The organism is Bradyrhizobium sp. USDA 241 (assembly GCF_049739505.1).
Lineage (GTDB): Bacteria > Pseudomonadota > Alphaproteobacteria > Rhizobiales > Xanthobacteraceae > Bradyrhizobium > Bradyrhizobium liaoningense.
This window is the reverse complement of the sequence record NZ_JBMGPZ010000004.1, coordinates 1,388,515-1,414,064: the sequence shown is the minus strand read 5'-3', so window position 1 is coordinate 1,414,064 and position 25,550 is coordinate 1,388,515. Positions and strand designations below refer to the sequence as shown.

24 protein-coding genes and 1 tRNA gene are annotated in these 25,550 nt (G+C 60.6%); 12 read left to right on the top strand and 13 right to left on the bottom strand.

Annotated features, from left to right (window positions below; translation table 11 throughout):
- Window positions 1-143: 143 nt before the first annotated feature.
- Entirely contained in the window at window positions 144-758 is a 615-nt protein-coding gene (locus tag ABIF91_RS16505; RefSeq protein ID WP_028179139.1) for a ribonuclease D, read from the bottom strand.
- A 390-nt stretch (window positions 759-1,148) separates the two neighbouring features.
- Between ABIF91_RS16505 and ABIF91_RS16500 the strand changes: the two genes are divergently transcribed.
- The 3 genes from ABIF91_RS16500 (at window position 1,149) to ABIF91_RS16490 (ending at window position 5,939) form a co-directional block, all read left to right on the top strand.
- Window positions 1,149-2,420 carry an MFS transporter gene (locus tag ABIF91_RS16500; protein ID WP_424579260.1) on the top strand — a complete coding sequence of 424 codons (1,272 nt, stop codon included), beginning with the start codon at window positions 1,149-1,151 and terminating at the stop codon, window positions 2,418-2,420.
- A gap of 889 nt (window positions 2,421-3,309) precedes the next feature.
- Entirely contained in the window at window positions 3,310-4,752 is a 1,443-nt protein-coding gene (locus ABIF91_RS16495) for a hypothetical protein (RefSeq protein ID WP_424579259.1), read from the top strand.
- Between the two features lie 434 nt (window positions 4,753-5,186).
- Window positions 5,187-5,939 carry a hypothetical protein gene (locus ABIF91_RS16490; protein ID WP_424579258.1) on the top strand — a complete coding sequence of 251 codons (753 nt, stop codon included), beginning with the start codon at window positions 5,187-5,189 and terminating at the stop codon, window positions 5,937-5,939.
- Window positions 5,940-6,110: 171 nt separating this feature from the next.
- Here the strand turns inward: ABIF91_RS16490 and ABIF91_RS16485 are convergent, their stop codons facing one another.
- From ABIF91_RS16485 to ABIF91_RS16455, 7 genes are all read right to left on the bottom strand, one after another.
- Window positions 6,111-6,989: a restriction endonuclease gene (locus ABIF91_RS16485; RefSeq protein ID WP_424579370.1), complete on the bottom strand. Its 879-nt coding sequence runs from the start codon at window positions 6,987-6,989 to the stop codon at window positions 6,111-6,113.
- Between the two features lie 85 nt (window positions 6,990-7,074).
- Window positions 7,075-8,013 (bottom strand): XamI family restriction endonuclease, encoded by a 939-nt coding sequence (locus ABIF91_RS16480; protein WP_424579257.1) that lies wholly within the window; start codon window positions 8,011-8,013, stop codon window positions 7,075-7,077.
- Window positions 7,934-9,586, bottom strand: coding sequence for an Eco57I restriction-modification methylase domain-containing protein (locus tag ABIF91_RS16475; protein ID WP_424579256.1), 1,653 nt, complete (start codon window positions 9,584-9,586; stop codon window positions 7,934-7,936). The genes ABIF91_RS16480 and ABIF91_RS16475 overlap by 80 nt, the downstream gene beginning before the upstream one ends.
- Window positions 9,583-9,765: a hypothetical protein gene (locus ABIF91_RS16470; RefSeq protein WP_424579255.1), complete on the bottom strand. Its 183-nt coding sequence runs from the start codon at window positions 9,763-9,765 to the stop codon at window positions 9,583-9,585. The genes ABIF91_RS16475 and ABIF91_RS16470 overlap by 4 nt, the downstream gene beginning before the upstream one ends.
- A 191-nt stretch (window positions 9,766-9,956) precedes the next feature.
- Window positions 9,957-11,261 carry a DNA sulfur modification protein DndB gene (locus ABIF91_RS16465; RefSeq protein WP_424579254.1) on the bottom strand — a complete coding sequence of 435 codons (1,305 nt, stop codon included), beginning with the start codon at window positions 11,259-11,261 and terminating at the stop codon, window positions 9,957-9,959.
- A gap of 316 nt (window positions 11,262-11,577) precedes the next feature.
- Entirely contained in the window at window positions 11,578-12,210 is a 633-nt protein-coding gene (locus ABIF91_RS16460) for a recombinase family protein (protein WP_424579253.1), read from the bottom strand.
- 170 nt (window positions 12,211-12,380) lie between these two features.
- Entirely contained in the window at window positions 12,381-12,911 is a 531-nt protein-coding gene (locus tag ABIF91_RS16455) for a hypothetical protein (RefSeq protein ID WP_424579252.1), read from the bottom strand.
- 724 nt (window positions 12,912-13,635) lie between these two features.
- On the opposite strand from ABIF91_RS16455, the gene ABIF91_RS16450 reads away from it, so the two are divergent.
- The 4 genes from ABIF91_RS16450 (at window position 13,636) to ABIF91_RS16435 (ending at window position 15,978) form a co-directional block, all read left to right on the top strand.
- Window positions 13,636-14,574, top strand: coding sequence for a hypothetical protein (locus tag ABIF91_RS16450; RefSeq protein WP_424579251.1), 939 nt, complete (start codon window positions 13,636-13,638; stop codon window positions 14,572-14,574).
- A 393-nt stretch (window positions 14,575-14,967) separates the two neighbouring features.
- On the top strand, window positions 14,968-15,141 hold the full coding sequence (locus ABIF91_RS16445; protein WP_424579250.1) for a hypothetical protein: 174 nt from the start codon (window positions 14,968-14,970) through the stop codon (window positions 15,139-15,141).
- Window positions 15,138-15,668 (top strand): hypothetical protein, encoded by a 531-nt coding sequence (locus tag ABIF91_RS16440; protein WP_424579249.1) that lies wholly within the window; start codon window positions 15,138-15,140, stop codon window positions 15,666-15,668. The genes ABIF91_RS16445 and ABIF91_RS16440 overlap by 4 nt, the downstream gene beginning before the upstream one ends.
- A gap of 1 nt (window position 15,669) precedes the next feature.
- Window positions 15,670-15,978, top strand: coding sequence for a hypothetical protein (locus tag ABIF91_RS16435; protein WP_424579248.1), 309 nt, complete (start codon window positions 15,670-15,672; stop codon window positions 15,976-15,978).
- 34 nt (window positions 15,979-16,012) lie between these two features.
- Here the strand turns inward: ABIF91_RS16435 and ABIF91_RS16430 are convergent, their stop codons facing one another.
- Both ABIF91_RS16430 and ABIF91_RS16425 read right to left on the bottom strand, forming a co-directional pair.
- Window positions 16,013-17,764 (bottom strand): tyrosine-type recombinase/integrase, encoded by a 1,752-nt coding sequence (locus ABIF91_RS16430; RefSeq protein ID WP_424579247.1) that lies wholly within the window; start codon window positions 17,762-17,764, stop codon window positions 16,013-16,015.
- A gap of 16 nt (window positions 17,765-17,780) precedes the next feature.
- Window positions 17,781-17,867 (bottom strand) — tRNA-Leu (locus ABIF91_RS16425).
- A gap of 154 nt (window positions 17,868-18,021) precedes the next feature.
- On the opposite strand from ABIF91_RS16425, the gene ABIF91_RS16420 reads away from it, so the two are divergent.
- Window positions 18,022-18,987, top strand: a complete 966-nt coding sequence (locus tag ABIF91_RS16420) for a complex I NDUFA9 subunit family protein (protein WP_028179136.1) — start codon at window positions 18,022-18,024, stop codon at window positions 18,985-18,987.
- A 304-nt stretch (window positions 18,988-19,291) separates the two neighbouring features.
- On the opposite strand, the gene ABIF91_RS16415 is transcribed toward ABIF91_RS16420, so the two are convergent.
- Window positions 19,292-20,098, bottom strand: coding sequence for an undecaprenyl-diphosphate phosphatase (locus ABIF91_RS16415; RefSeq protein ID WP_028179135.1), 807 nt, complete (start codon window positions 20,096-20,098; stop codon window positions 19,292-19,294).
- Between the two features lie 169 nt (window positions 20,099-20,267).
- On the opposite strand from ABIF91_RS16415, the gene ABIF91_RS16410 reads away from it, so the two are divergent.
- The 3 genes from ABIF91_RS16410 to ABIF91_RS16400 all read left to right on the top strand — a co-directional run bounded on the left by ABIF91_RS16410 (window position 20,268) and on the right by ABIF91_RS16400 (window position 23,197).
- Complete coding sequence (locus ABIF91_RS16410; protein WP_028179134.1) at window positions 20,268-20,960, top strand: glutathione S-transferase family protein; 693 nt, start codon at window positions 20,268-20,270, stop codon at window positions 20,958-20,960.
- Window positions 20,961-21,057: 97 nt separating this feature from the next.
- Window positions 21,058-22,215: a tRNA epoxyqueuosine(34) reductase QueG gene (gene queG / locus ABIF91_RS16405; RefSeq protein ID WP_162131586.1), complete on the top strand. Its 1,158-nt coding sequence runs from the start codon at window positions 21,058-21,060 to the stop codon at window positions 22,213-22,215.
- Between the two features lie 184 nt (window positions 22,216-22,399).
- Window positions 22,400-23,197: an acyl-CoA thioesterase domain-containing protein gene (locus ABIF91_RS16400; protein WP_028179132.1), complete on the top strand. Its 798-nt coding sequence runs from the start codon at window positions 22,400-22,402 to the stop codon at window positions 23,195-23,197.
- Window positions 23,198-23,325: 128 nt separating this feature from the next.
- Here the strand turns inward: ABIF91_RS16400 and ABIF91_RS16395 are convergent, their stop codons facing one another.
- Window positions 23,326-23,793: a nuclear transport factor 2 family protein gene (locus ABIF91_RS16395; RefSeq protein ID WP_424579246.1), complete on the bottom strand. Its 468-nt coding sequence runs from the start codon at window positions 23,791-23,793 to the stop codon at window positions 23,326-23,328.
- A 149-nt stretch (window positions 23,794-23,942) separates the two neighbouring features.
- Window positions 23,943-24,731 carry an alpha/beta hydrolase gene (locus ABIF91_RS16390; RefSeq protein ID WP_028179130.1) on the bottom strand — a complete coding sequence of 263 codons (789 nt, stop codon included), beginning with the start codon at window positions 24,729-24,731 and terminating at the stop codon, window positions 23,943-23,945.
- A 251-nt stretch (window positions 24,732-24,982) separates the two neighbouring features.
- On the opposite strand from ABIF91_RS16390, the gene infC reads away from it, so the two are divergent.
- Window positions 24,983-25,522, top strand: coding sequence for a translation initiation factor IF-3 (infC, locus tag ABIF91_RS16385; protein ID WP_080659921.1), 540 nt, complete (start codon window positions 24,983-24,985; stop codon window positions 25,520-25,522).
- Window positions 25,523-25,550 lie beyond the last annotated feature (28 nt).

Genomic DNA, 25,550 nt, shown 5'->3' with positions numbered 1-25,550 from the left:
GGGCTCCTGAAATATCGCTCGCCTCGTCCGGTCGACGGGCGCCCCATTGTATCCGGCGCCGCCCAAATATGCAGCCGGCGACAGGCCGTTACGAAAGTGTCCGAAACGGGGCGGCAACCTCAGGATAACCGCCGCACGGGGCCTCAGGAATGCGCGAAAATGTCCTCTTCCGCCCAGCCCTGGAGGTCGAGCAAGGCGCGGGTCGGCAGGAAGTCGAAACAGGCCTGTGCCAGCTGGCTGCGGCCTTCACGGACCAGCATGGCATCGAGCCGCTCGCGCAAGCCGTGCAGATGCAGCACGTCGGAGGCGGCGTAGGCGAGCTGCGGCTCGGTCAGGCTGTCGGAACCCCAGTCGCTGGACTGCTGCTGCTTGGAGAGGTCGATGTTGAGCACCTCGCGCACGAGGTCCTTGAGGCCATGGCGGTCGGTGTAGGTGCGGGTCAGGCGGGAGGCGATCTTGGTGCAGTAGATCGGCCCGGTCATGACGCCGAAGGTCTGGTACAGCACCGCGATGTCGAACCGCGCGAAGTGGAAGATTTTCGTGACGGCCGGATTGGCCAGGAGCGCCTTGAGGTTCGGCGCATCAGTGTGCCCCTTGGGGATCTGCACCACGTCGGCGCTGCCGTCGCCGGGCGAGAGCTGCACCACGCAGAGCCTGTCGCGGTGCGGGTTCAGCCCCATGGTCTCGGTGTCGATCGCCACCGCTCCGGTGTAGCGGGACAGGTCGGGCAAGTCGCCGCGGTGCAGACGTACGGTCATGGCGTGTCAAAACCTCGGGTCGAATCGGTGCATCGATATCATAGGCTAAACGGATGGACCGCGATGTAGCCACTGGCGAGAGGTCACGCAAGCGGCGGCCGTGGCCTTACGGGCGGTCAGATCGCGGCGATGGCGTGCAGGTCGGCGATCCCTTGGTCGGGATTGGAGGGATCGGCTGGTCCTGCACTCTCGCGCATCCTGAGGGCTAAAACGCTTGATCAGTCGCGCCCCAATCAAGGTGATTCACACCCTCCACGGCGCGCGAAATGATGGACCGCCGCTCTTTCCGGCAGAGCAGGTCTTCAGGCCGGCCCGCTGCAATTCGCCCCGGCACACCCTATCTGTTGCCGGCCTCTCCGCCCTCGCCCGCTCACGACGAATGACGTGCCAATGACCGAACAGACGCTCGCCGCGCCGATCGACGACCAAGGGAAACGCCAGCGCGGCTTCTCGCGCTACCAGGCACTCCTCATCGCGTTGCTGGCGTTCACGCAGTTCACGATCATTCTCGACTTCATCATCATGTCGCCGCTCGGCGCCATCCTGATGCCCTCGCTCGGCATCACGGCCGGGCAGTTCGGCGTCGCGGTGTCGGCCTACGCCTTCAGTGCGGGCATTTCGGGGATCCTCGCCGCCGGCTTCGCCGATCGCTTCGATCGCAAGCGCCTGCTGCTGTTCTTCTATGTCGGCTTCACGCTCAGCACTGCGCTCTGCGCGGCCGCGCAGACCTACCATGTGCTGCTGCTCGGCCGGATCGTGACCGGATTGTTCGGCGGCGTGATCGGCGCGGTCGTGCTCGCCATCGTCACCGACCTGTTTCCGCTGCACCTGCGCGGCCGCGTCATGGGTTTCCTCCAGACGGCGTTCGCCGCGAGCCAGGTGCTCGGCATTCCGGCCGGGCTGTTTCTCGCCAATCACTGGAATTGGCATGTCTGCTTCGCGGCGATCGTCGTGGTGTCGATCGCAGCGATCGCAATCATCGCCCTCGTGATGGAGCCGGTCGATGCGCATCTGAAGCTGAAGCAGGACAAAAACCCGTTCCACCATCTGATCGCGACGATCGGTCAGCCACGCTATACGCTGGCCTTCGCCGTCACGACGCTGCTGGCAACGGGCGGCTACATGCTGATGCCGTTCTCCAGCGCCTACACCGTGCACAATCTCGGCATCGACATCACGCATCTGCCGACGATCTATCTCGTCTCCGGCCTGTTCAGCATCGTCACGGGACCGCTGGTCGGACGTGCCAGCGACGCGTTCGGCAAATATCCGACCTTCGTGTTCGGCTGCGCGATGACCGTGGTCATGGTGCTGATCTACACACATCTCGGCCACGTCTCGCTCGCGACCGCGATCCTCGTCAACGTCCTGATGTTCGTCGGCATCTTCTCGCGGATGATCCCGTCGCAGGCGCTGATGTCGGCGATCCCCGACGCGAGCCAGCGCGGCTCCTTCAGCGCGGTCAGCGCCTCGCTGCAGCAGTTCTCCGGCGGACTCGGTTCGGTGCTCGCCGGCGCGATCATCGCGCAGGCGCCCGACGGCTCGCTGATCCATTTCGACCGGATCGGCTACGTCGTCGTCGCGACGACGATCATCACGCTGGTGATGATGTACTTCGTGCAGAAGGCGGTGGCGGAGCGGGCGGGGAAGCAGGTGGTGTGAAGGGCACCTTGCCGCAACAGCAGCCCGGCTCCCAGGTCAGCCGCCGCCGAACTTGGATGGATCGTCATAGGCGGGAGGATCATCGTGGTCGGTCCGCAGACCGCCGGGAACGGAGTCGTCGCGATAGATGCGCACACCATTCGGAGTGACATAGACTGGAGCCGTGGCCTGGCCCGGCCGAGCAATGACATGTCGCAACTTGTGATGCCCTCTTGCGGCCGCGTTCGCAGAAGCACACAGACCGATCAAGAGGCACAAGAAGACGCACGATCCCAAGACACAGCGCATTGCACTTTCTCGGCTCATGGCCCAATGCCAACGCAGCACTCTGAAAGGGCTTATCTATCTGGATCTGTTTGCGATCCAGAAAAGGATGGTGCCCAGGAAAGGACTGGGTCGCCCAACCGCAATGCGTTTGATTTCGCTGGGATATTTGACCCAACCGGCTGGATTTGTGTACCGGCTTTGTGTACCGAAAACAAGCCAGCAAGTATAGCTTCATCGCGACACGACTGGTCAAGAAAGCACTAGCCTAATCATTGTGGCCAAGTAAGTTAATAACTGGCGGTTGTGGGTCGAATTCGGGGACAAGATGGCGACGTTGCGTCGTACTTTCAGGACGATCTTTCCCGACAGACCGACACAGGAAGATCCATTTGATACACCACCGGTTCTGCCAGCTGACTTATTTGCGTTCAGCGCATACCTGCTTGAGGCGAGCGGGGCCTACCATCACATCGCACCAGCCGTAAGCACAGCCCATACTTCAAATCGGCATCTCGCTGTCACGGCAGGCATGCGTAACCGGGCCCGACACGTTGGCAGAATTTGGCGCGAAGGGCCGCGGCGCGCTGGGTTGCTTCCCCGAGTACCACATCGCGTGAATAGCTTGTGGCTCGAACTCAAGGAGTACTCAGGAGAGGAGGTTTTTGTATCGCTTGATCCTGACGACCCTGCGCCCGAGTGGTGGCTGATTGCGCTTGAGTTGCTAATGATCGCCGACGAGGCATCGCGTGACCTTGGCTTCGATCCGCAGAATCCATTTTTTGAGCCGATTGCACTTGGGTTGGCGGAGTACGATGTTTTGTCAGGTGACGAGTTCCGCCAAGTGCAACGAGCACCGCACACTTTCTCTACTGCGGCCCGCAGCGTTCTGTGTGTCCAGCCGAAGTCGTTGACACCAGGCGTGGGATGTACACTCCGTTCTTTAAGCCATCACCTCTCCCTTCTCCCAGGGCAAGGGCAAGTGCGAGCCCGCTGGGTGCTTTCTCCATTTAGTTCTGAAAGCACAGCTCCGGTCGAAGATTTAGGTCTCCTGTTGGTACCGTTTCCATATCGGGTGGTGGATGGAGCATTCCAGAATGGCGGAGTCCACAATAGCGGTCGATGGGGATGGTTCGATGTGGAACAATCTTGGCTTCCCGGCTCCTTAGACCGCACGAGGCGTAGAGAACTTGTAGCGTTTATTCGTGATCTCGTAGACGAGGCTCGTTCCAAAGGTGACCGCGTTGACGCGGTTATTTTGCCTGAACTTGCGCTCGACTACGCCTTGTTCAATCGACTTGCCCGAGCGCTGGCCGAATACGACATCGATTTCCTTATTTCTGGCATTAGCACCAATCGGGATGGCAGGCCCGGAAACTTCGTTGCCATCGCACCATTTTTCTTGCTCGGAAGCGAGTGGTCTGACGTTGCTGGACTTCAAGAACTTTTTTTGGTCCGAGAGAAGCACCATAGATGGAAGCTCAACGGCTCCCAGATCAAGGATTACGCGATCGAATCCGATCTCGATCCCAACAAGAGTTGGTGGGAGCGTCTGGACCTTCTAGGTCGTAGTCTAGACGTTCTAGTTTACCGCGGAGGCACTAGCCTCACCACGTTGATTTGTGAGGACCTCGCAAGAGTTGATCCTTGTCAATCGGTGCTCCGGGCGATCGGGCCAAATCTTGTAATTGCGCTCCTGATGGATGGAGCACAACTGAAGACGCGCTGGCCCGCGAGATACGCCACAGTTCTGGCTGAGGATCCGGGATCTTCGGTTCTAAGCTTCACAAGCCTCGGGTTGATTTCGCGCCAGAACGACCACGGTCACTTTGGCCAGCAGACAAGCGTGGGCTTGTGGAAGGACGAGATTAAAGGAGTCGAGCAACTGGAGTTGCCCCGTGAGGCAGATGCGCTCTACCTAAAGCTCAGCACTCAGATTAAAACCGAACACTCTCTCGATGGGAGATCCGATAATGGAAGCTCGCACCGTTGGGTTTTCGACCGCGTGCACGGAATCGCACACCGCGAGCCCGTGCCTCCGTGGATCGTCACAGGGAAGGGACGTTAGCGCTCACCCCTAACCGGGCGAGTGGGTTTCTTCAAAGTCCGGTAGTCCTCCCGAGCATTACGGCGGAAAGCATCAAACACCCTCTGCTCTTCCCGAGAGCGATCACCGGTGGTCTTAGCCTGTTCGGCCCGCCTTTTGACGCTTCTCAAGGCTTCCACGTATCGTTCTTTGACGTCGCTCATAGTGGCTTTCTGGCGGCTTGCAAACACAAGGGGTTCATATCGAAGGTAGACCTTGAAGAGCCCTGCGCCAAGCCCCGACCGTATCATCCCACCAATTAAGAAGCAGCAACTCTCAATATTCTATTAGCTAGTCAGAGGGTTAAGACTTTGAGGAGGTGACAAGAACTTCAGATCCTGCCGAATAACCATGGCGGCCCCTTATCTTCCTCCCCGAGTTCCCTATATCACGATCTGACCCAGAGGGGGCTTTTCTTGACCAATTCATTTGAAGAGGAGTTGGAGGTCTTCCGAACTGAGGAAGAGACCGCCCAGCAGCATTTTTTTGCGTACTTGTCGGTGCGAACCCTCGCCGCATCGGATGAGGGTGTCCTCAATAACATCAAAACCACACCTCTTTTTTGGCGGACGACCCATCACGCAATGCTGTTGGCAGCGTTCGTCACGCTCGGTCGGATATTCGACCAAGATCCCAAGTCGGATCACAACATTGACAAGCTAATGCGGGTTACCAACGACAACCTACATCTGCTTACAAAGGCGGGGCTTGCCTCGCGAAGGGTCGCCTCCGGCTCCATGACCCAGCAACAAGCTAACCGCTACGCCGCCGACGCCTACGATATGACAGTGCAAGACGTGCGTGACTTAAAGAAGCAGGTCGCAAAGTGGCGTCGTGTCTACGAGGACAAGTATCGAGACGTCCGCCACTTCGTTTTCGCCCACAAGAAGACGCAAGCTACGGTCGAACAGGTCTTGGCGCGAACTAACGTCGAGGAAGTCAAGGAGCTGTTTGGCTTCCTGGCCGGTCTTTATCACGCGCTTGATCAGCTCTACCTTAATGGTCGTCGACCAGTCGTCGAGGTCCGCAAGTTTGTCCTCTCACCGAATTCCCGATCTTCATCGATGTCGCCGGGCGAGCGGGTGTTCGCAGAAGGCCATGAGGTACTACGAATGGTAACGATGCCGGATCCCGACGAGCTTCGATACAATGCCGGCATGGAGGCGTAGCGAAAGACACTCCTGCAATTGCCAATGAGAAACACCACCTGCAGAAGCTCGCGGGTAGCTCGACCCCGGCGTTATGCAGCGGTTTGTGTGTCGAAAACGACCGCGCGCCGATAGCAACCCGGCTTATGCTTCATCGAAAAAGTCTTCGTCGAGGCGTCTGAACTCAATGGTTCAGCTCGTTCGGACGCCTATACCGTGCTCGATCATCAGGTCTGCTAGGTTTGCGCCATCGAGTAGGACGACCCGCTGCGAAAGGTGCTTTACGAAGTCGCGCGCCTGGGCGCTAAAGGTCGAGGTGGTGACAAAGACGCCCTTGCTCGCGCCGAGCCCAACAAGGCTGCCAACAAAAGCCTGCACGTCCGGCCGACCCACGGCATTTCCAGCCGAGTAGCGCTTGGCCTGAATGTAAACGCGATCGAGCCCCAGTCGATCTTCATTGATCACACCATCGACGCCCCCATCACCAGATCGGCCAAGCTGGGCAGCGGCATTTTTGTGGGAACCTCCGTACCCCATGGCCACGAGTAGTTCAACGATCAACTGTTCGAAGAAGGCAGGGCTGTTCTTCGCGATCCGATCTAGGAGATCGGCGCGAAGAGTGCCTTCAAGGGTCTGATAGGCTGCCTCGATCTGCTCTTCAGGCGTTGTCGCGTCAGAGCCAGTCGAGCTGGGAGCAGAGGTGGCAGCCGTGCTGGATGCCCCACCACCCTCGTTCCGATAAAACTCTCGAAACTCAGGCTGCCTCATCAACACCGAAACATCAATCCGAGCCGGCTTCTCCGCGAGCAGCTCCCTGCCTGCTTGCGTGGCGGCAAATCGTCCGCGTCCCGGCGAGGTGAGAAAACTGGCCTTGGTCAAATAGAATTTGGCCCAGTGAATACGGTTATGCAGAACGCGCTGCCGCCCGCTTGGCAGAAGTTTCTGCCTTTCCTCCTCGGTCAGTCCGAGTCTGTCCGCGAGAAGATCAACAACGTCGGCGACCCGCTGCTCCCCCTCGCTGGCAAGTTGGAGCACTGGCAACATTAACGTTTGGTAATCAGGGATCGCCATGGTCACCGGATTCTCAATCGAAAGACATTCCCGTTGTAAGTCACCGTCCCGGCGCCCTCGCGGCCCAGAGCCTAGCAGGCTGCCCCTATTTCGCTGTTTTGACGAACGTCGCGAGGTCCTGCAGGCGGTGCTGCCAGAAGAGCGCAACGCGCATGTTGTTTTGCACATTCTCAAGATTGGCGACGCTGAAGACGCCGCTCATCACTGCCGCTGGCACTACCTGAGCATCACCCAGGGTTCGATACCACGTCGCCGCCTTGCCTCCGGTGTCATGCACGATCCGTTTGTAGGAATTGACGGATGAATTTGAGACCTTGCATTCGATGGCCATAACGCGCCCGTCATGTAGCCGCACCACGACGTCGGCGCGGGTACCTGCTAGTCGCGTTTCACCGCAAAACTCGCCAGGCTGTGGCGCCGCGGTGAGCATGGGGATGTCACGAACCGCAACCTCCTTGAAGTTTATGCTGGTCAGCAAATCCTTGACCGCTTGTTCTTGGCCCTCTTTCGAGGTGGTGCGCCGGTGGGTTTCGACCTCCCGGGCCGCGGCCAGGACAGCCGACGCGATCACGGCGCGTTCAAGTTCTTCCGCGTTCGGCGCCGGCCCTGTTGTACGGCGGGGATGAACCATCCAGGGGAAACGGTGAGGATCAAGAATCGTCATCACGGTATCGCGCACGCGCTTGGCCAGCTCGGCGTCGGCAGCCAGCACAGACGGCGCCAGCGTTGTATCGGCGAGCGCCTTTAAATCATCTTCGGAGATCGGCGGCGCAGTGAGATAGCGGAATACTTTTTGTTGGTCGCGGCCTGTAACCAAGCTGGCGATGAGCGCCGCATCGACCGGGTCAGCTGCAACCTTGGGAAGTTGGTCGATTGTCCCGCGGAAGATCTCGGCGAAGGTGGCAAAGAACTTCTCGTAGAGAGCCAGCGGCTCTCCTACCCGTTCATTTCGGAACAGATCGCGCGCCGTTTTTGCGTCGACCTGCAGTTCCGGCAGCTTCCACCGAATCGGCTGTATACTCATGCAACCTATCTAGAGCCGGTATTCGCAGGCGCTCAAGCTCGCGCGGCTCAAATTTGACCAATCCCCCAGCATAAATCCGCCCGCCCTCAGTGGTGACGTAGCGCCGCAGGTGGGATACGACTGCCTCAAGCTGGCCAGAAGTCATCGGCTCGCGTGGATAAAGCCCGTGGGCGATGTTGATGTAACGCGCCTGGGCAAGGTTGGTGACAAACGACGGCGCGCTGCGTGCCATATACGTGGAAAAGATCGGCGGTGGTTCGCGCAATTGCACGGCCCACCAAGCCTTGCGGCTGGCGGCAATATAGCCGGTGTCGATCTGTCGTTCCTTGGCCCACCTCAAAAACCGCTTCACGGCGTCCAGCTCGGCTGGCGCCAGTTCGTCAAGGTCGACCGGCAAGTCGAGCACACGTCTCAAACGGGACGCATCGCGTAATGCACTGCCGGCCGCGATCAGCTCGCGCGCCCGTGTAATGCTGGGACGCAGGTAGCGGTCGGGAATGCCCGCCATCATTTCGTTTTCGATCCAGGTCGCATTGCTGCCTGTGACCTGGCCGCGATGCACCCGGAAAAGTTCGCCAAGCTCTACAAAGCCGGGCTGTACGGGCGATTGCTCCCGCACAAAGACAGACCACTTACGCGCATGCGCGATGTCGCTCCAGGCAACCTCGCGGCCGGCCGCAAGCGGCGACAGCTCTGCAAGCGAATTGACCTCGCGCATACTGAGGGTGTTCGGCCGGTTGCCCACGTGAAAGCACGTGATGGCCCCGGTGGTCAGCGCGTTCTCGAACGGCTGCGCAGTCGGCTTGATGATATGAATGGCAGAGCCGCCCAAACCATCGGCCAGCATTTTCCGGAGCAGGCTGCCGTAGTTCACGTCCAGCCATTCGGCGGCGGTGATGAACGCGCCAAAATCGCCGGGCTTGGCCAGCTCGCGGGTTTTGAGGAAAAAATGCATATGTAGGCCGGCTAACTTGCTGGCCGTGAACTTGAGCCGCGCGGCTGTGGCGGCAAACCAGGTTTTCCATTCGTCGGTGATGTCGTGGTGCCGGACGTACGGCGGATTACCGATGAACAAGGTGGCGCCATCAATGGCCGGCAGCTCCAGCGCCCGATAATCGGTGAGCTGAATGCTTAGGCGGTTGGCAAAACCAAGCACCGCGGCGTTGGCGCGCAGTAGCAACGCGGCGAGAGGATCCACCTCGACGGCGATTAATTCGGCCATCGGAAAGCAATGCGCGGCCGCAATCAGAAATCGGCCGGAGCCAGCGCCGGGATCCACCACGCGATCGGGAGTAACGTGGGCGATCGAGGCCCAAGCCAGCATGGCGTCGACGATGGGGGCCGGCGTGTAGACGGCGCCCATATCGCGACGCAGCTCAGGGCTGCGCAGCTGGCAAAACAGGTCGCCAAGGGGATCTCCACCAGCCTTGATGGCAGCGCGGGTTTCGGCAATCTTGGTGCGGCTGATTTTCGGCACGCGCGCTATCAACTTGCGCTCGGCCGCAGTGAGCTTCGCTGTTTTGCCGATGAACGAAGCGGCGAGCGCAGCCAGTTCCCGCTCGGGGGCACTCATGGCTTTTTCTTTCCCTCGCCGTATTTCTCGTAGAGGTCCCACAGTTCGGAGAACAAAGCCTTAAGACTGATGCCCCGGCGACCGGCCTCCGCTTTGACCTTGCTGGCCAGAGCGGGTGACAGGCTGAACCCGACGATCTTCCGGTCTTCGGTGCGAGTGTTGCGGGGCTTACTTGTCATGCGACCATTCTTGTCGACTCGTCGACAACCGTCAAGAAGGGAGGTGGAACGGCTTCGATGACTTCAATCTTATCGACAGCTTGTTCTCCTCGTCGGAGCCGTCGCGCGCTTCGTTTAAGAGGGGCAAGTAGGAATAAAAAAAGCCGGGCGAGTGATCGCCCGGCTTATCATCATGGAACTCGGAGTAGGACCTAGGCTGCAGCACCAATTGCCGGTTCTTCAACATCGGGCCCGTCAGGTGCCTCCTGTTCCTGGACGTTCGACTGCCAGCCAATCTGCGCCTTGAGGACCTCGACTCCAGCGCGAAACGCCTTGTGCGCCGTCGAGATGCGGTTGCCGTCGTCCGAGACAACGTTACCCTGCCAGATTGGCGCAGTGCGCCGCCAATCAACCTGCGAGAGGCGAGATACATAATCCCGCCATGCCGGCTCATTCTCCCGCATCATTTCGAAGCCGATGCGGGCCAACATGTTCAGACCTGTTGCCGTCAGGCAGACCCATCCCTCATCGCGGAAGGCTGGTATGCGCGTCTTCATGAGGTCCGGTGACATCGAAGAGACCTCTTTCAGGAGCGGAACGGCTTCGAAGGCTGCGGTGAGGAACTCGACATACTTATCCCTCTTCGCCGTATACTCCACGCTGCTTCCCGATTTCAGGTCGGCTTTCGCCTTTTCCTCGAACTCGATCTCGCCGATCCCGTAGCCGCCCGTCATGAGAACCTTGATGACTTGGCGTACCTGGTTTGTCAGGAAAGGGGCGGCCGACTTCTTGGACAGCTTCGCGCTGGTGCTATCAACCTTGCCCGAGAAGAGAGGGATCAGGTCGATCAAATCGATCACCAGAGCGTTGGCGGGATTTCGACGGTCGTAGACTGCCAGTTGGCTCGACGCCAACGGCTTGGTCCGGCTGCAGTCGGCGAAGTCTTGATGGACCTGAGCCACGTCGGCTTCGCAGGTCACCATGACTACAACCGAGCTGCTGTCCAACAGCTTCTGCTTCTCCCGACCGAGCTTCCGGTATGCCTGAGCTATACCAGAGCGGCGGTGCTGCCCATCGGTGATGTCAATTTTGGCACTCATGGGGATGATGAGCATGCCATTCTTGGTCGGCGGCTCGCCGTCAGGGTACTCGACTGAGTGGACAACGATCTCCTCGGAGACGTTGAGCGTAAGGGGCGGAAGGATGAACTTTCCGGTAACGTTCTCGACGATGTAGTCGCCGATTGCTTCGGAATGCCCAGTATCCTCCGGCCGGTTGTGGGCCGCCTGTACCTGCTCGATGGTGCTGGCTTCGGGAGCGCTTTCACTGATGAGGCGCTCCATCACCATCTTAAAGGGCAAGGCGCCGGCGATCATTGTGCGTGAGCCCTGACGGAACAAAACACACGGACTGGCGTAGCCGCCGGTGAGACCAGCCGAGGATCGCGCAGTATTGACCGCTTCGTCCAGGGAACCGTGGGGCACGAACTTGACGTGGGTGCTGTCGAACGTAAACATGAGGAGTGACCTTCTATGAGGGTTGCTATGGCGCCGTAGGGAGAGGTTTAGCGACTGATCCCCTGCGGCGCTTACTTTTTGATGGAAGCGAAATCTGAAATCAATAAGTTTCTTCCGTACGTAGCTAAGTTACGTACAGAACCTTGTTCGCATCCGACAGGTTTTCAAAAACAAATCAATCACGTAGCTTGCCGGCACATCTTGTGGAAAATAATCGTTGAAGGCGCCGCCTACGAGGCTCTTGGGGCTCTAAGAACGGCGATTTCCCGCGAATCACCCCACCGAATCACGATTCGAGTTGGTCGACGCGCGAACGTTAAGGCCAGTTCTGAACTGCAGCCTCGGCAGCGGCAGGATCTTTCTTGATGCGGTAGACGGACTGGCGGCTCAAGCCGGTCGCCTTTGCAATCTGACCGACGCCGGCAGACTGGCTCAACATGAAGCGCACTGCTTCCAGCTGGTCAGCCGAATAGCTAGGCTTGCGACCTCGATATTTTGTTTCCGCCGTCAATCTGGCCAGGGCGATTCCGCTGCGTTGCGCTTCCTTGATCGCCTCTGCATTGGCCTGAGCAGTGGCAGCCATGAAGGCAATCATTGCATCTCGGACGGCCTGCTGCATCGGGTCAGTCGTGGCGCCGTCGAACGTAAGCCCGTTGATGACCGTCCGAATGACCACACCTCCACGCATGAACTCGCGGATGGTGTCGCAGACGTCGGCATAGTTGCGACCGAGGCGGTCAACCCACCTGACCACGAGCACGTCCCCGCCTCTTAGGATGTCAAACAGGCGCCGGCCTTCCGGCCTCTCGGCGAGCTTCGTGCTGATCCCAGAGACGCCGTGGTCGGCGATCACTCTGTCCACCACAAAACCCGCCGCTTCGGCCTGGGTGCGTTGATGTTCGATCGTCTGGTCGGCAGTGGAGACGCGAGCGTAAAGTACAGTTGCCATGGAAACGTCCGATAAGGTTATGTCCGATGATTTTCATGTCCATTGATCGGGGTCAGCCCTAACGGACATCTTTTTCTGCACCTATCCGCCTGCTCGTAAGGGCATACCCTATCGGACAGGTGCGGGCGATGCGCCGCCAGCTCCAGGACGGCAAATGCGCCCGCGGGCGATCAAGCCTCTACGGTGATCTTAATGTTCTCTGGTTTGAGCCCGAGGGTCAGAGCCAGGCGGCGCTTTGCCTCCGGAATCGTCAAAGGAGGATCGTTATCGACGTCGGGGGCAGACTCGTCGGCAGAAGCCGCTTCGGCGATTTCCTCGTCAGCATCCGCCAACAAATCGGCAATCGGAATCACGGCGACCGGCTTGTAATGGTCGACGATACCGGACCCGACGTCTGCTGGCGAGTTCCGCTCCTTCTTGTCTAGCGCCACCCACATCCCAAAATTGTCCCGCATCGTCTGCCCGGCCGCGACCCGCGCAGCATAGGAGGCGTCGAAACGCTTCCGGACTTCTGCCGCTGGGAAAATGTAGACCTCAACGTTCTTGGGGTCGTGGCGGTCGTCCACGGTGGCAACAATGACGACATCAACCTCGTCAAGCGTCTTCCACTTCTTGCCATTCTCTAAGGGAGGGAACGCGAACCAGCGGTCCCGTGTGGTCCGGATCGAAGCCTTCCGGGTCTTCCCCCACTTCGTGATCACCCAAACGTTCGACAGCCCGCGTCCAGGCACCCTATCCAAAGTGTATCCGTCCGCCTCGGCCCCGCGCCTCGCCCCTTCAACCATCAAGCGCCATTTAATCGTTTCAGACGCACCTTCTAGTACGCTCGTCATACGAAAACCTCCTCTTTGGACCTATTTGAATAGCAAGCTCCAGTCACTGCAACTGGCAAACTGTACGACAAACGGTTTCATTTGGTCAAGCAAGTTCCGCGAATTAATTGAAACCAATTGGACGCGCACCTTCTCGCATCCCAATGCGGACCACAATTGAAGCGCTATACAATATGACAGAGCAACTTTTGATAGGGACTTTTTTTTATTCAGCACACCCCCTCGGTCGAGCAACCCATTCCGAGTTCGAATCCGCAAAAGACCGATTTTAGTCGAGCTGGCGTTCCCGCCGGTGCAGACCAGGAATTGCTGCTCGTTCACAGCGACCCGAGCGCCGCTGTTGTTCGGCGTCGCCTCGGTAATCAGTCGCCATGCCGACGAACTTCGTAGAGATGGCTCCTGGAACGGATGAGGAACAGGGTTCTACGTCCGTACCGGCCCGCCTTGCCTAAAAATACTTCAAGATCGCAGTTTCGCGGCGCCGGGGAAAAGCCGGAGGGCGCGCGGCAATGGCGCGATGTGCGTGGACTCCGGTGGACCGAGGCATCACCATTCGCGGTCTAATTTTTTCTTGAACAGGCCCCCACCTCTGATGACCCGCTCCTACCTCGAACTTCCAAAAGGACCCATTTTCGCGAACGACAACTTTCAAGAACTTGAGACGGAGTTCTTGGAAGGCGGTGGCTGCAAAGAACTGCGAATTTCTCGGGATTCTTGGACAGTCAGCGGCTCCGCGCCCCAGCTGGAGCCGAAGAGTGTCCCTTCTATGGTTTCAGGCACTGGGGCGGAGCACCATCCTGTAGGTTTATCTCCGTCATCAGGAGCGCACCGGTACGCGAACTGGACAACCAAGACCAAGATTGGTCGTCGCAAGGTGACCAGAAGCCTCACGCTGGCCCAGGTCAAAGACGCTCAGTCAGCATGGCATCACGCCCGAAGCATCGGTCAGCCGATGAACCGCTTCGTCACCTTCCGGCCACGCAGCATCGACGCTCAGGACCCGGCACAGCGCGTCAAGACCTGGAGCAAATGGCGGAACAAGTTGGCGCAGTTCGCGCGGGACAACGGCTTCGAGTTCACATGCCTCTGGACCCGCGAGTCCGAGCGCGACACCGGGATGAAGGAGCACATGCACGTCCTGATGCACGTCCCCTGTGACATGCAGCGGAGGTTTAATAAGGTTGTCAAAGGATGGTGCGATGGCCCAGACGAGATCGATGTCACGCCCTGCCACTACAAGACTAAGACCAACCACAAGGGAGGTCCGTCGAACGTCTTGACGTACGTCACGAAGAACAGTCCCCAGGCGGGGCGGTTTCTGCAGCGGGTGATCCAGCTCGGTGGTCCCATTTTCGGCAACCGCTATGGCCTGTCCCGCAATCTGACCGCCCGGGCTCGTGCTCGCGCCGCGGTCGCCGGACGCCTGCGGCAGGACCTCGGGCTGCCGAGCGTCGCCTACGGAGTAAATCATCCCATGCCAGAACCCGCCAACGATCGGGGCAGCAAGCAGCATCGGCCCAGAGCGGCCTAGGAGGCTCGCTGGCGCGCTTCGGGATCGGTCAGCAGGGTTGACCCTTCGCTGGCGGCAAATCGCACCCAGCGACGATCCTATTGAATCCTAGACACATTCTAGGGCGAGTGCCCGCCAGTGTGCCTTGCCGGTCCTTGTAAAAGGACCATTCCGTTTTCATGGATCGAATGCCCAAAAGGGAAAATCGGAAAACTGTTTATAGATCAGTATCTTACAGTCATTTTGTCGCCAAGGTCCCCAGACCGAAATTCGCTAATTTTCGCTGGCAGCTCCTCATAACCTCTTGTTGCTCTTGACAAATCGTATCTTTACAGTGTAAAGATTACTTGAACTGAGATGGCCTGCGAACGCCACCGGTTCGCACCCTCCACCCACCCCATTGAGGAGACCAACATGCAGGAAATCGATCTCGACCTGCTAAGAAACGAGCGGACCGTCACAATCGGTACCGTGTTCCCCGAATCCATGGCTACCGCCATCGAAGAACGCGCCAAGTCCGAACTGATCTCACGGTCATCCTGGCTGCGCCGTGTCGTGCTGGCCGAACTCCAGAGGGCGAACGCATGACCCAAGTCATTGCAGGCCGCGCAAACACCACGACTGTCCTACGTGATATCATCGATCGTCATGGCCTTAAGCTCACCGCTGAAGGCGAAGACGCCCTCGTCGAGCACTTCGCAGACCGGCTCGTCACCGGTGGCGGACACGCCATCAAATACCTGGACCAGGACGGATCAGAGGCTGACCTCACCGCGTACTTGGCCGAGTTGTACCGACAGCCCGAAACGAAGAGGTTCTTTACTCCTTCTGGCCGACCGATCCGCCTGCCGCAGGGCGCATCGCTGTTGACCCAGAACCCGTTCTCGAAACGACACTGGAACGTCACCAAGCAGATGCTCCTCCAGCGCGACGATCCACAATATGCGCAGCAGCTTGAGCGTTACGCCGCTGGGGAGCGCAGTGCTCGCAGGGATGACGGGGACCCGACGAACCCGTTCAGCCGAGCCGGCTTCAACCTGACGCAGCAGATGCTGCTTGAGAAAAACGACCCGGATCGCGCCGAGATGCTGCGGCGGTCAGCTGAGGGCGCCTGAGATGAGCCGAAACGCCTTTTCCACGAAGGGATGGTCACACCGCCAGGAGCGGGCAAAGATCGTTCGCGACAGCCAGAAAGCCTCCGATGAAATCAGGGCCGCCCGTTCCGCTGCCCTTGCTCGTAAGGACCTCGAGCGACGACAGCAGGAGGCTCTCGAACGAGTGGCCAAGGCCCGAGAACGTTTCGAGATGTTCGACCCTGCAGGCCATAAGCTCGCTCTCGCGGACGCCTTGCGAGAAGCGGAGGAGCTGGCTGCTGCACTCCAGCCTGCGGTAGCCGATCCCTCGCCGCCTAAGAAAACGAAGTGATGACAGGGCCGCCGGACGCGCACAGCTGGCGGCCCTACTCTGCGGCCTCTTCAGCCGGACTGCTCGCAGTTATCCCCGGCACCTGGACCCTGTTCACGACGGGCGCTTTGATTGCAACAGTGTAGTGGCGGTATCGATCTGCAGCTGATCTCTTGGCGTGACCGACGATCGCATCGGCCAAACTGTCAGGCACCTCCAACGCGCCGAGCTTGGATTTGAACCAATGGCGGAAGCCATGGCTCGGTGCCTTACGCGGATCACGGAAGCCTTGCGACCTGATCCAATCCGCAACCCGGTTGTTGACGCCTTTCGATGCGTGCTTTCGGTTGGGATCGCCCGAGCTTCGCCCATAGAACAACGGCCCCGGCCCGGCTTCCCTAACGAACTCAAGGAATCCTTCCTCGATGAGCGCTTGATGCAGCGGTGTGTCTCGTTCGCTCCATGCGTTCTTCAGTCGGCCGCCGTCCTCGGCCGGCTTGATCGACATGACCCACACGCCATCTACTTGCTTGATACGCTCGCTCCAAAGCTGGCTGACTTCGCCGATGCGAGAACCGCTAAATGCACACAACCACGGCAACCAACGAAGCGCTTCCGACCTTTGTTGCCGGGCCAGCATCAGGATTTGAACGACCTCATCGTCGTCGTATGGAAGCGGCTTTACGCCTGCAAGTCCTCGGGTACTGACTCGGACATCGTCGGCGACATTTTCGCTCAGCCGGTGGTTCTCGATCTCGTAGTTCAGCAGTCGCTTGATGCAGGCGAGAGAGCTGTCATTGATCGTTTTCGGCGCCATGCCGTCCTGGCGCAACTTGTCCTTCCACCCGACGATGTCATGTTTCGTCAGGCTGGAAACCAGTTCGTGGCCGACGAACTCCTGCAGCGACCGAACGTGCCCGCGCCATGTCGAGACGGTACTTGGAGCTGGTTGCGTTTCCGCTCGCCAACTGTCGAAAACCTGGGTGAGGGTCCGGCCTGAATGGAGCTGCGGATACCGCGCGCGGTGCGTGTCGATGCCGTAAATGAAGTCTGCATTTTCCTTGAGACGACGCGGAGCGGTTTGCCCAGCGATGGCGATGGCGGACAGCAGCTTCTTCCTGGTCGCGTAGTCGACCCGCATTGTGTGCTTGGTCAGCACCCAGTCGCATAGCAGGCCAAATCTATTTTCCAGGCCGCGGTCAGGATCTGGCAAAAGGGGGAGCGCATTGATCCCCGCCGTCAGTTCCTCCCCAAAATGGTCGATCGCGAATTGCCGCTCGTCCGGCATTTCTCCTGGCACGATGGCAGGCACGCTGGTCAGCCGGCCTTCCATCACTGCTCGGTTTATCCCCTTGTGTGCTACCCAGGCTGCCCGGTCACCGGGATTTTGTTCGAAGTGAGCAACCCATAGGTCATGGACGATACCTGCGAGCCCGAGCACCTGCATGTGCGTCAGCTGCCTTGGCTCTGATCGTCGCGCTGCCCAAAGTCTGGCGAGTATGTCCCGAGCTTGGTTCTTGCGAATCTCGGCGATCGAATGATCGCGAGTCCGTAAGGAGAACTTGATCTCGGTTCCAATTTTCGCCGAAACGGCGAATGCGGGGCTTCCCATGCACTCGTCGAACGTCAGAAGTGCCCTCTCGTTGTCGAGGGTTTTGAGGACGTCGAGGGGTGTCCGTGCCCTGAAGCTGTAGAACGAAGAGTCGGTATCTTTCGAGAGGTAGGCCATTCGATAGTTCATACGAGCTGTGTTCCGGTTTTGTGTACCGGTCAGCGGCTCAAATTCCCTGCAAATGAGCGATTTCAACCACTTGGGTTGGCGGTGGTGCCCAGGAAAGGACTCGAACCTTCACGGCCGTTAAGCCACTGGCACCTGAAGCCAGCGCGTCTACCAATTCCACCACCTGGGCATGCCGTTTGGGGCACGGAGGCGGTTACTACGGTTCGGTGACGCCGTTGTCAATTCATGCGTGCGGCCCGGTTCGGGATGCCGATTGCGCATCGCAAACCGGCTCGATAAAAGCCTGACAAGACGCACTCTTTTCCGCAGGAACGGACACCCCCATGGCATCGAATCTGGACACGCTCGTCACGGTTTTCGGCGGATCGGGGTTTTTGGGCCGGAATGTCGTCCGGGCCCTGTGCAAGCGCGATTACCGGGTCCGGGTTGCGGTACGGCGACCGGAACTCGCCGGATACCTGCAGCCCTCCGGCAAGGTCGGACAGGTCCACACCGTGCAGGCGAATCTGCGCTATCCGGCCTCGGTCGAGGCGGCGCTGCGTGATTCGCATGTCGCGATCAACCTCGTCGGCGTCCTCACCGAGGGCGGCGCGCAGACCTTTGACGCCGTCCAGGCCAAGGGCGCCGAAACGGTCGCCAAGGCGGCGGCCGCGGCCGATGCCGGCCTGGTGCATGTCTCGGCGATCGGCGCCGACGCGGAATCGCCCTCGCGCTATGCCAAGGCCAAGGCGGCCGGCGAAGCCGCGGTCCTGGCCGCGGTTCCCTCCGCCACGATTTTCCGTCCCTCCGTGATGTTCGGCCCCGAGGACCAGTTCACCAACCGCTTTGCCGCGCTGGCCCGGATGTCGCCGGTGCTGCCGCTGATCGGCGGGACTACCCGGATGCAGCCGGTCTATGTCGGCGACGTCGCCACCGCGATCGCGGATGCCGTCGACGGCAAGGCCAAGGCGGGCGCCACCTACGAACTCGGCGGGCCGGAAGTGCTGACCATGCGCGAGATCATCGAGACCATCCTGGAGATCACCGACCGCAAGCGGATGCTGATCCCGCTGTCGTTCGGCCTCGCCCGCTTCCAGGCCGCCTTCCTGCAATTCGCGCCGGGCGCGTTCAAGCTGACACCGGACCAGGTCACGCTGCTCGAGCGCGACAACGTCGTCTCGGAGGCGGCGAAGGCGGCCGGCCTGACGCTGGAAGGCCTCGGCATCACCCCCGATTCGCTGGAAGCGATCGCCCCGCAATATCTCTGGCGCTTCCGCGCCGCCGGTCAGTTCCAGCGCATGAGCGTGTGAGGCTGGTTTGCTTCTCCCGCTTGCTTGCGGGACAGCGTAGTCCGCCTCTGGCGACCGTGCTCGAGTACGCCGACGCTTAGCTTCGGCAATGGCGTCGCGGCGATGAGGACTTTCGCCTCATCGGCAGTCTCTCTGCGGAGACATCCCTCTCCCCGGCCCTCTCCCGCAAGCGGGCGAGGGAGCGCACCAACCGAGTTGCTGCTCTAAAGCGCGATGCGATTAGGATGAATCGTCATCGCGCTTCAGGTTGTTGTTTAAGCATGGTCTTTTCGGAAAACCGCTGCGCGCCTTTCCGGATCATGCTTTAATGGCCCAGCGCCAGCGCGATCAGGCCGAGCGTGCCGACGATGACGCGCCACCAGGCGAACACCACGAAGCCGTGACGGGTGACGTAGGTCAGGAACGTCTTCACCACGATGATGGCGGTGATGAACGACACCACGAAACCGATCGCGACGATGCCCATGTGGTCCATCGTCATCTCGGCGCGGCTCTTGTAGAAGTCGTAGGCGAACGCACCGATCATGGTGGGGATGGCGAGGAAGAACGAGAACTCCGCCGCTGCGCGCTTGTCGGCCCCGAGCAGCATCGCCGCGACGATGCTGGCGCCGGAGCGCGACACGCCGGGGATCATCGCCACGCACTGCGCGATGCCGATATAGAGATACATCAGCAGCGGAAACCTGGTGGCGTCATGCTCGCGCGGCTTGAGATCGAGCTTGTCGACCCAGAGCAGGATGGCGCCGCCGACGATCAGCGTGAAGCAGATGACCCAGGGATTGAACAGCAGGCTCTTGATGTACTTGCCGGCGACGAGGCCGACGATCACGGCCGGCAGGAACGCCACCAGCACGCCGATCACGAAGCGGCGCGCATCGGCATCGCCCGTGAACAGGCCGATCACGACGTCCCACAGTTTCCTGAAATACAGCCCGACGATCGCCAGGATCGCGCCCAGCTGGATCAGAACGGTGAACGAATCCCAAAAGTCGCCTTCGCCGAGATGGAAGAAGCGCTCCGCGAGCAGGAGGTGACCGGTCGAGGATACGGGAAGGAACTCGGTCACACCCTCGATGATGCCGAGGATCACTGCCCGTATTGCGTCTGACATATTTACGGTCCATTTCGGCTGGAAAAGCGGGGCTCTTCTCGCCTATTCGTTCCCATGCCGCAATCGCAAAATGCGCGATCACGACCTTGCCTCGCGGTTTTGAGGGACTAGTGTGGCGCCGCACAAACATTGATGGATTCTTAAGCACCATCAAATAGTCAAAGGCTTCATGTTTACGCTGTTTCATCATCCCTTCTGTCCGCATTCGCGCTTCATCCGCCTGATCGCGGGCGAATACGGGCTCGATCTGAAGCTGATCGAAGAGCGCAGCTGGGAGCGGCGCGAGGCGTTTCTGCTTCTCAATGCGGCCGGCACCACGCCGGTGTTGGTGGACGAGGAACAGCCGCCGATTCCCGGCGCGGCCATCATCGCCGAATATGTCGACGAGGCCTATGGTGCCGAGATGGGCCCGAAACGCCTGATGCCGCAGACGATCGGCGAACGCGTCGAGGTGCGCCGGCTGATGGCCTGGTTCAACGAGAAGTTCTTCGAGGAAGTCTCGCACCCGCTCGTCACCGAGCGCATCTACAAGCGCTTCATGAGCGAGGAGAATGGCGGCGGCCCGCCTTCGGCCGACGTGATGCGCGCGGCGAAGGCCAATGTGCGCTATCATCTGGCCTATATTGGCTGGCTGGCACAGACGCGCAATTTCCTCGCCGGCGACCGGCTCACCTACGCGGATCTCGCCGCCGCGGCGCATCTCTCGGCGATCGACTATCTGGGCGACGTGCCATGGAGCGAGGACGACGCAGCAAAGGCGTGGTACGCGCGGGTGAAATCCCGCCCGTCGTTCCGTCCGCTGCTCAGCGAATGGCTGGCCGGCGTGCCGGCGTCGCGGACCTACGTGGACCTGGATTTCTGATGAGGATCGTCATGCCCGGGCTCGTCCCGGGCATCCACGTTCCTTCTCTTATCATGAGCGCGACGCAAGGACGTGGATGGCCGGGACAGGTCCGGCCATGACGAGCGTGGATCCGACGGCGATCAAATCTGCCTCCGACATGGATGGGCTGCGTTCCGCACTCGAGGAGCAGGCACGCACGCTTGGCTTCGACTGCATCGGCATCACCGCGCCGGGCACGATCGAGAGTGCCGGCAGACACTTCCTCGAATTCATCGCATCCGGCGGCCATGGCGACATGGACTGGCTCGCCGCAAGCCCTGAGCGCCGCGTCGATCCGCGCGGGCTGTGGCAGGACGTTAGCAGCGTGATCATGCTCGGCGTCAACTACGGTCCCGACTCCGATCCGCTGGCGATCCTCGAGCAACCGACGCGCGCGGCGATCTCGGTCTATGCGCAGGGCGACGACTATCACGATCTCATCAAGAAGCGCCTGAAGGCACTGGCGCGGTGGCTGGTCGCGGCCGCGCCGTCGGACGTGAAAGTCTTCGTCGACACCGCGGCGGTGATGGAGAAGCCGCTGGCGCAGGCGGCGCATCTGGGCTGGCAGGGCAAGCACACCAACCTCGTCTCGCGCGAGTTCGGCTCATGGCTTTTTCTCGGCGCGATCTACACCACGCTGGAGCTGCCGCGCGATGCCGCCGAGATCGATCATTGCGGCTCGTGCCGGGCCTGTCTCGACATCTGCCCGACCGCGGCGTTCCCCGCGCCCTACAAGCTCGATGCGCGACGCTGCATCTCGTATCTCACCATCGAGAACAAGGGACCGATCCCGCGCGAATTTCGCAAGGCCATCGGCAATCGCATCTATGGCTGCGACGATTGCCTCGCCGCGTGCCCCTGGAACAAGTTCGCGCAGGAAGGGCGCGAGGCCAGGCTCGCGGCGCGCGACGAATTGCGCGCGCCTTCGCTTTCTGAACTCGCACGGCTCGACGATGCCGCGTTCCGCGCGCTGTTCACGAAGTCGCCGGTGAAGCGCATCGGCCGCGACCGGTTCTTGCGGAACGTGCTGATTGCGATCGGCAACTCGGGCGAGGCGACGCTGGCGGAGGAGGCGCGGCGCTTGCTGGACGATGCGAGCCCGCTGGTGCGCGGGGCTGCGGTGTGGGCGCTTGGGCAATTGGTGGAACGCACCGAGTTTGATGCGATGAAGTCTGCTGCGGCGAGCAACGAGCACGACGACAGCGTGCGTGACGAGTGGCTGGCTGCGTCCTAACTCTCCGCTGTCATGCCCCGGCTTGACCGGGGGATCCAGTACGCCGCGGCTCCTCGACTCAATCACGACTGCCTCGGCGTACTGGATCGCCCGGTCAAGCCGGGCGATGACACCTTTTGTTTGGCGAGCGCACATGCGCCTCACCGCACTTGATTTCCCCACCCATTCCCGCAATCTCGCGCGCATGACAAACATGCCTTTCTTCACCCGCGACGGCGAGACATTCCACCCGACGGAAGTTGCCAATGGCCCCTGGGATCCGAAGTCGCTGCACGGGCGCGTCATCGTCGGCCTGCTCGGCTTCGCCATCGAGGAGCGCCATTCCGGCCCTGAGTTCGTGCCGGCACGGCTCACCGTCGACATGTTTCGGCTGCCGACCATCGACAAGCCGATTGAAGTGACGACGCGTCTGGTGCGCGATGGCATGCGCATACGCGTGGTGGAAGCGGAATTCTTCTCCGCTGGAGTCAGTATGGCGCGCGCCTCGTGCCAGCTGCTGCGCAAGACGCAAAATCCCGACGGCAACGTCTGGTCGCCGCCGAACTGGGACGCGCCGAAGCCGGCCGACATTCCCAAGCCCACCGATGCCAGACTCGGCATGAACGGCAAGTGGGCCACGCGGCCGATCGTCGGCCATATGGGCTCGCTCGGGCCGCGCCGGCTCTGGATGAGCGAGGTGCGCGAGCTCGTCGCGGGCGTGCCGATGACGCCGTTCGTCCATGTCGCAACCGGCGCCGATTTCGCCAGCCCGTTTGCCAATGCCGGCGACAAGGGGCTCGGCTACATCAACAGCGACGTCACGATCTATCTGCACCGCCTGCCGGTCACGGAATGGATCGGCTTCGAAGTCGTGAACCACCACGCCACCGACGGCGTCGCGATCGGCGAATGCTGGCTCTATGACGAACAGGGCCCGATCGGCACCGCCACGGTCGCCGCACTGGCGCAGCGAAAGCCGATGGCGAATCCGTCGAAGCGGTAGGAGCACGCGCCTCTCTCCGGTCGTCATTCCGGGATGCGCCGTCAGGCGCAGACCCGGAATCCATTGGACCGCAGGCAAAAAGGCGAAATGGGTTCCGGGTTCGCGCTTCGCGCGCGCCGGAATGACGGTCAGCTGAGATGCCGCAGCATCTCCGGCCGCGCCTTCAGCTCGGCGCCCTGTCTGGCGACGATCTTCGTGATGCGCTCCGGCGCGAACTTCAGATCGACGAATGCCGGCGCGGTGTTGGCGACCTCGTGATAGCTCGCGATCTTTCCATCCTGCAGCGTCATGATCGCGACGCCCTCGAACATAGCCCGCGCGCCATTGGCTTCCGGCAGGGTCAACTTGTAGCTGAAGGTGTAGCGCGCATAGAGCGTCGTGCCGTCGGTGACGGGATCGTGCATGTCCCAGCGGAAATCCGTCGCCGTCCGATAGAACCAGTCGTCGATCATCGCCGCGATTTTTTCGTGGCCTTCGAAGGCGCCGTAGAAGACGTCGTGATAGACGCCGTCCTCGGTGAACAGTTCGGCAAAAGCCCGGCCGTTGCGCTGCTGGACCGCATCGCAGAAGGCGCGCAGCATGGCGGTTGTGGTCATTGGCGTTTCTCCTTCCCCGTTCTCTGTCATGCCCCGGCTTGACCGGGGCATCCAGTACGCCGCGGCTTCTCGACTCAAGCACAGCCGTCTCTGGGATACTGGATCGCCCGATCAAGTCGGGCGATGACACCGAATGCTGGGTGATGATTTCACCCGATCTCGGCGACCGCGGCAAGGATGCGCGCGATGTCCTGCGGGCGGGAGAGGCGGTGATCGCCGTCCTGGATCATGGTCAGCACGACGTCGTCGGCCGGCAGGCGGTGCGTCAGCGCGAACGCGTGCTGCCATGGCACGTCAGGATCTTTCGCGCCTTGCAGGATGCGCACGGGGCAGCCGAGATCGATGGCGCTGCCGAGCACGAGGTGGTTGCGGCCCTCCTCGATCAGGTTCCGCGTGATCGGATAGGGTGAGCCGTCGCCGTAATCCGACGGCCGCATCCAGACACCCTTGGTCTCAATCTCTTTCTTCACCGCGGGCGAAAAATTCTTCCACATCAGCGCCTCGGTGAAGTCGGGCGCGGGCGCGATCAGGACGAGGCCGGCCAGCGACGCCTTGCCAGGACGCTTCTTGATCTCGCGCGCGAGCAGCAGCGCGATCCAGCCGCCCATGGATGAGCCGATCAGGACTTGCGGGCCGTCGCAAAATCGCTCGAACACCGCAACGCTCTCCTCCAGCCAGCGTCCGATGGTTCCGTCAGCGAAGTCGCCGCCGGACTCGCCGTGGCCGGAATAGTCGAACCGGACCATTGCGCGGCTGTGATCCCGGGCGAAGGCGTCCAGCGCCAAGGCCTTGCTGCCCTGCATGTCCGACTTGAATCCGCCCAGCCAGACCAGTCCAGGCCCCTGGCCGCGCCGACTGCGTACCGCGATCCTGCGTGCGGACAGGCCCTCACCCACATCGATGAAGTCGAGCATGGCATCAGGAATTATATCGGTCATGGAACATTTACTCTGGCTGTGCGGTTTGAGCTGTCCGGGCGCGTCCCGCGATGCAACCCCTTGGCTGCATTGGCCGCCCTTTGGGACGCTTGCGGAACAGAAGCAAGGTGTCTATGTCGTCTGCGTGCTCAGGCGTGACCAAAATGCCTCGCATTTGAGGGTTTTTCGCACGCCGCATGAGCGACTTGCTTGCCGGCAAACGCATCTTCCTTCAAGATAGCCGCTTCTTTCACAACTTTGGAGAACCACCCATTCGCCGTCCTAATAAAGCTCCGCCCGCTGCCAGCAAAGACGGGCCGCGCATCAATGATGATATCCGCAATGCGCAGATCCAGCTGATCGACCAGACCGGTGATAACAAGGGCACGGTCGAGACCGTCGTCGCTATCCGGATGGCTCAGGAAGCCGGCATGGATCTGGTCGAGATTTCGCCGAATGCCAGCCCTCCCGTCTGCAAGATCATGGACTACGGGAAGTACAAGTATTCCGCCCAGAAGAAAGCCGCGGAAGCTCGCAAGCGGCAGAAGACCGTCGAGATCAAGGAGATCAAGCTCCGCCCGATGATCGACGACCATGATTACGACGTGAAGATGCGCGCGATGCAGCGGTTCTTCGAAGAGGGCGACAAGGTCAAGATCACGTTGCGCTATCGTGGCCGCGAAATGGCGCACCAGGAGATCGGCACCAAGCTGCTGGACAAGATCAAGACCGACGTCGCCGAGCTCGCCAAGGTCGAGCAGGACGCGCGGTTCGAAGGTCGTCAGGTCGTCATGGTGCTGGCGCCGCGCTGACGCGAAGCGCTTTGGTTCAGGACTGAGT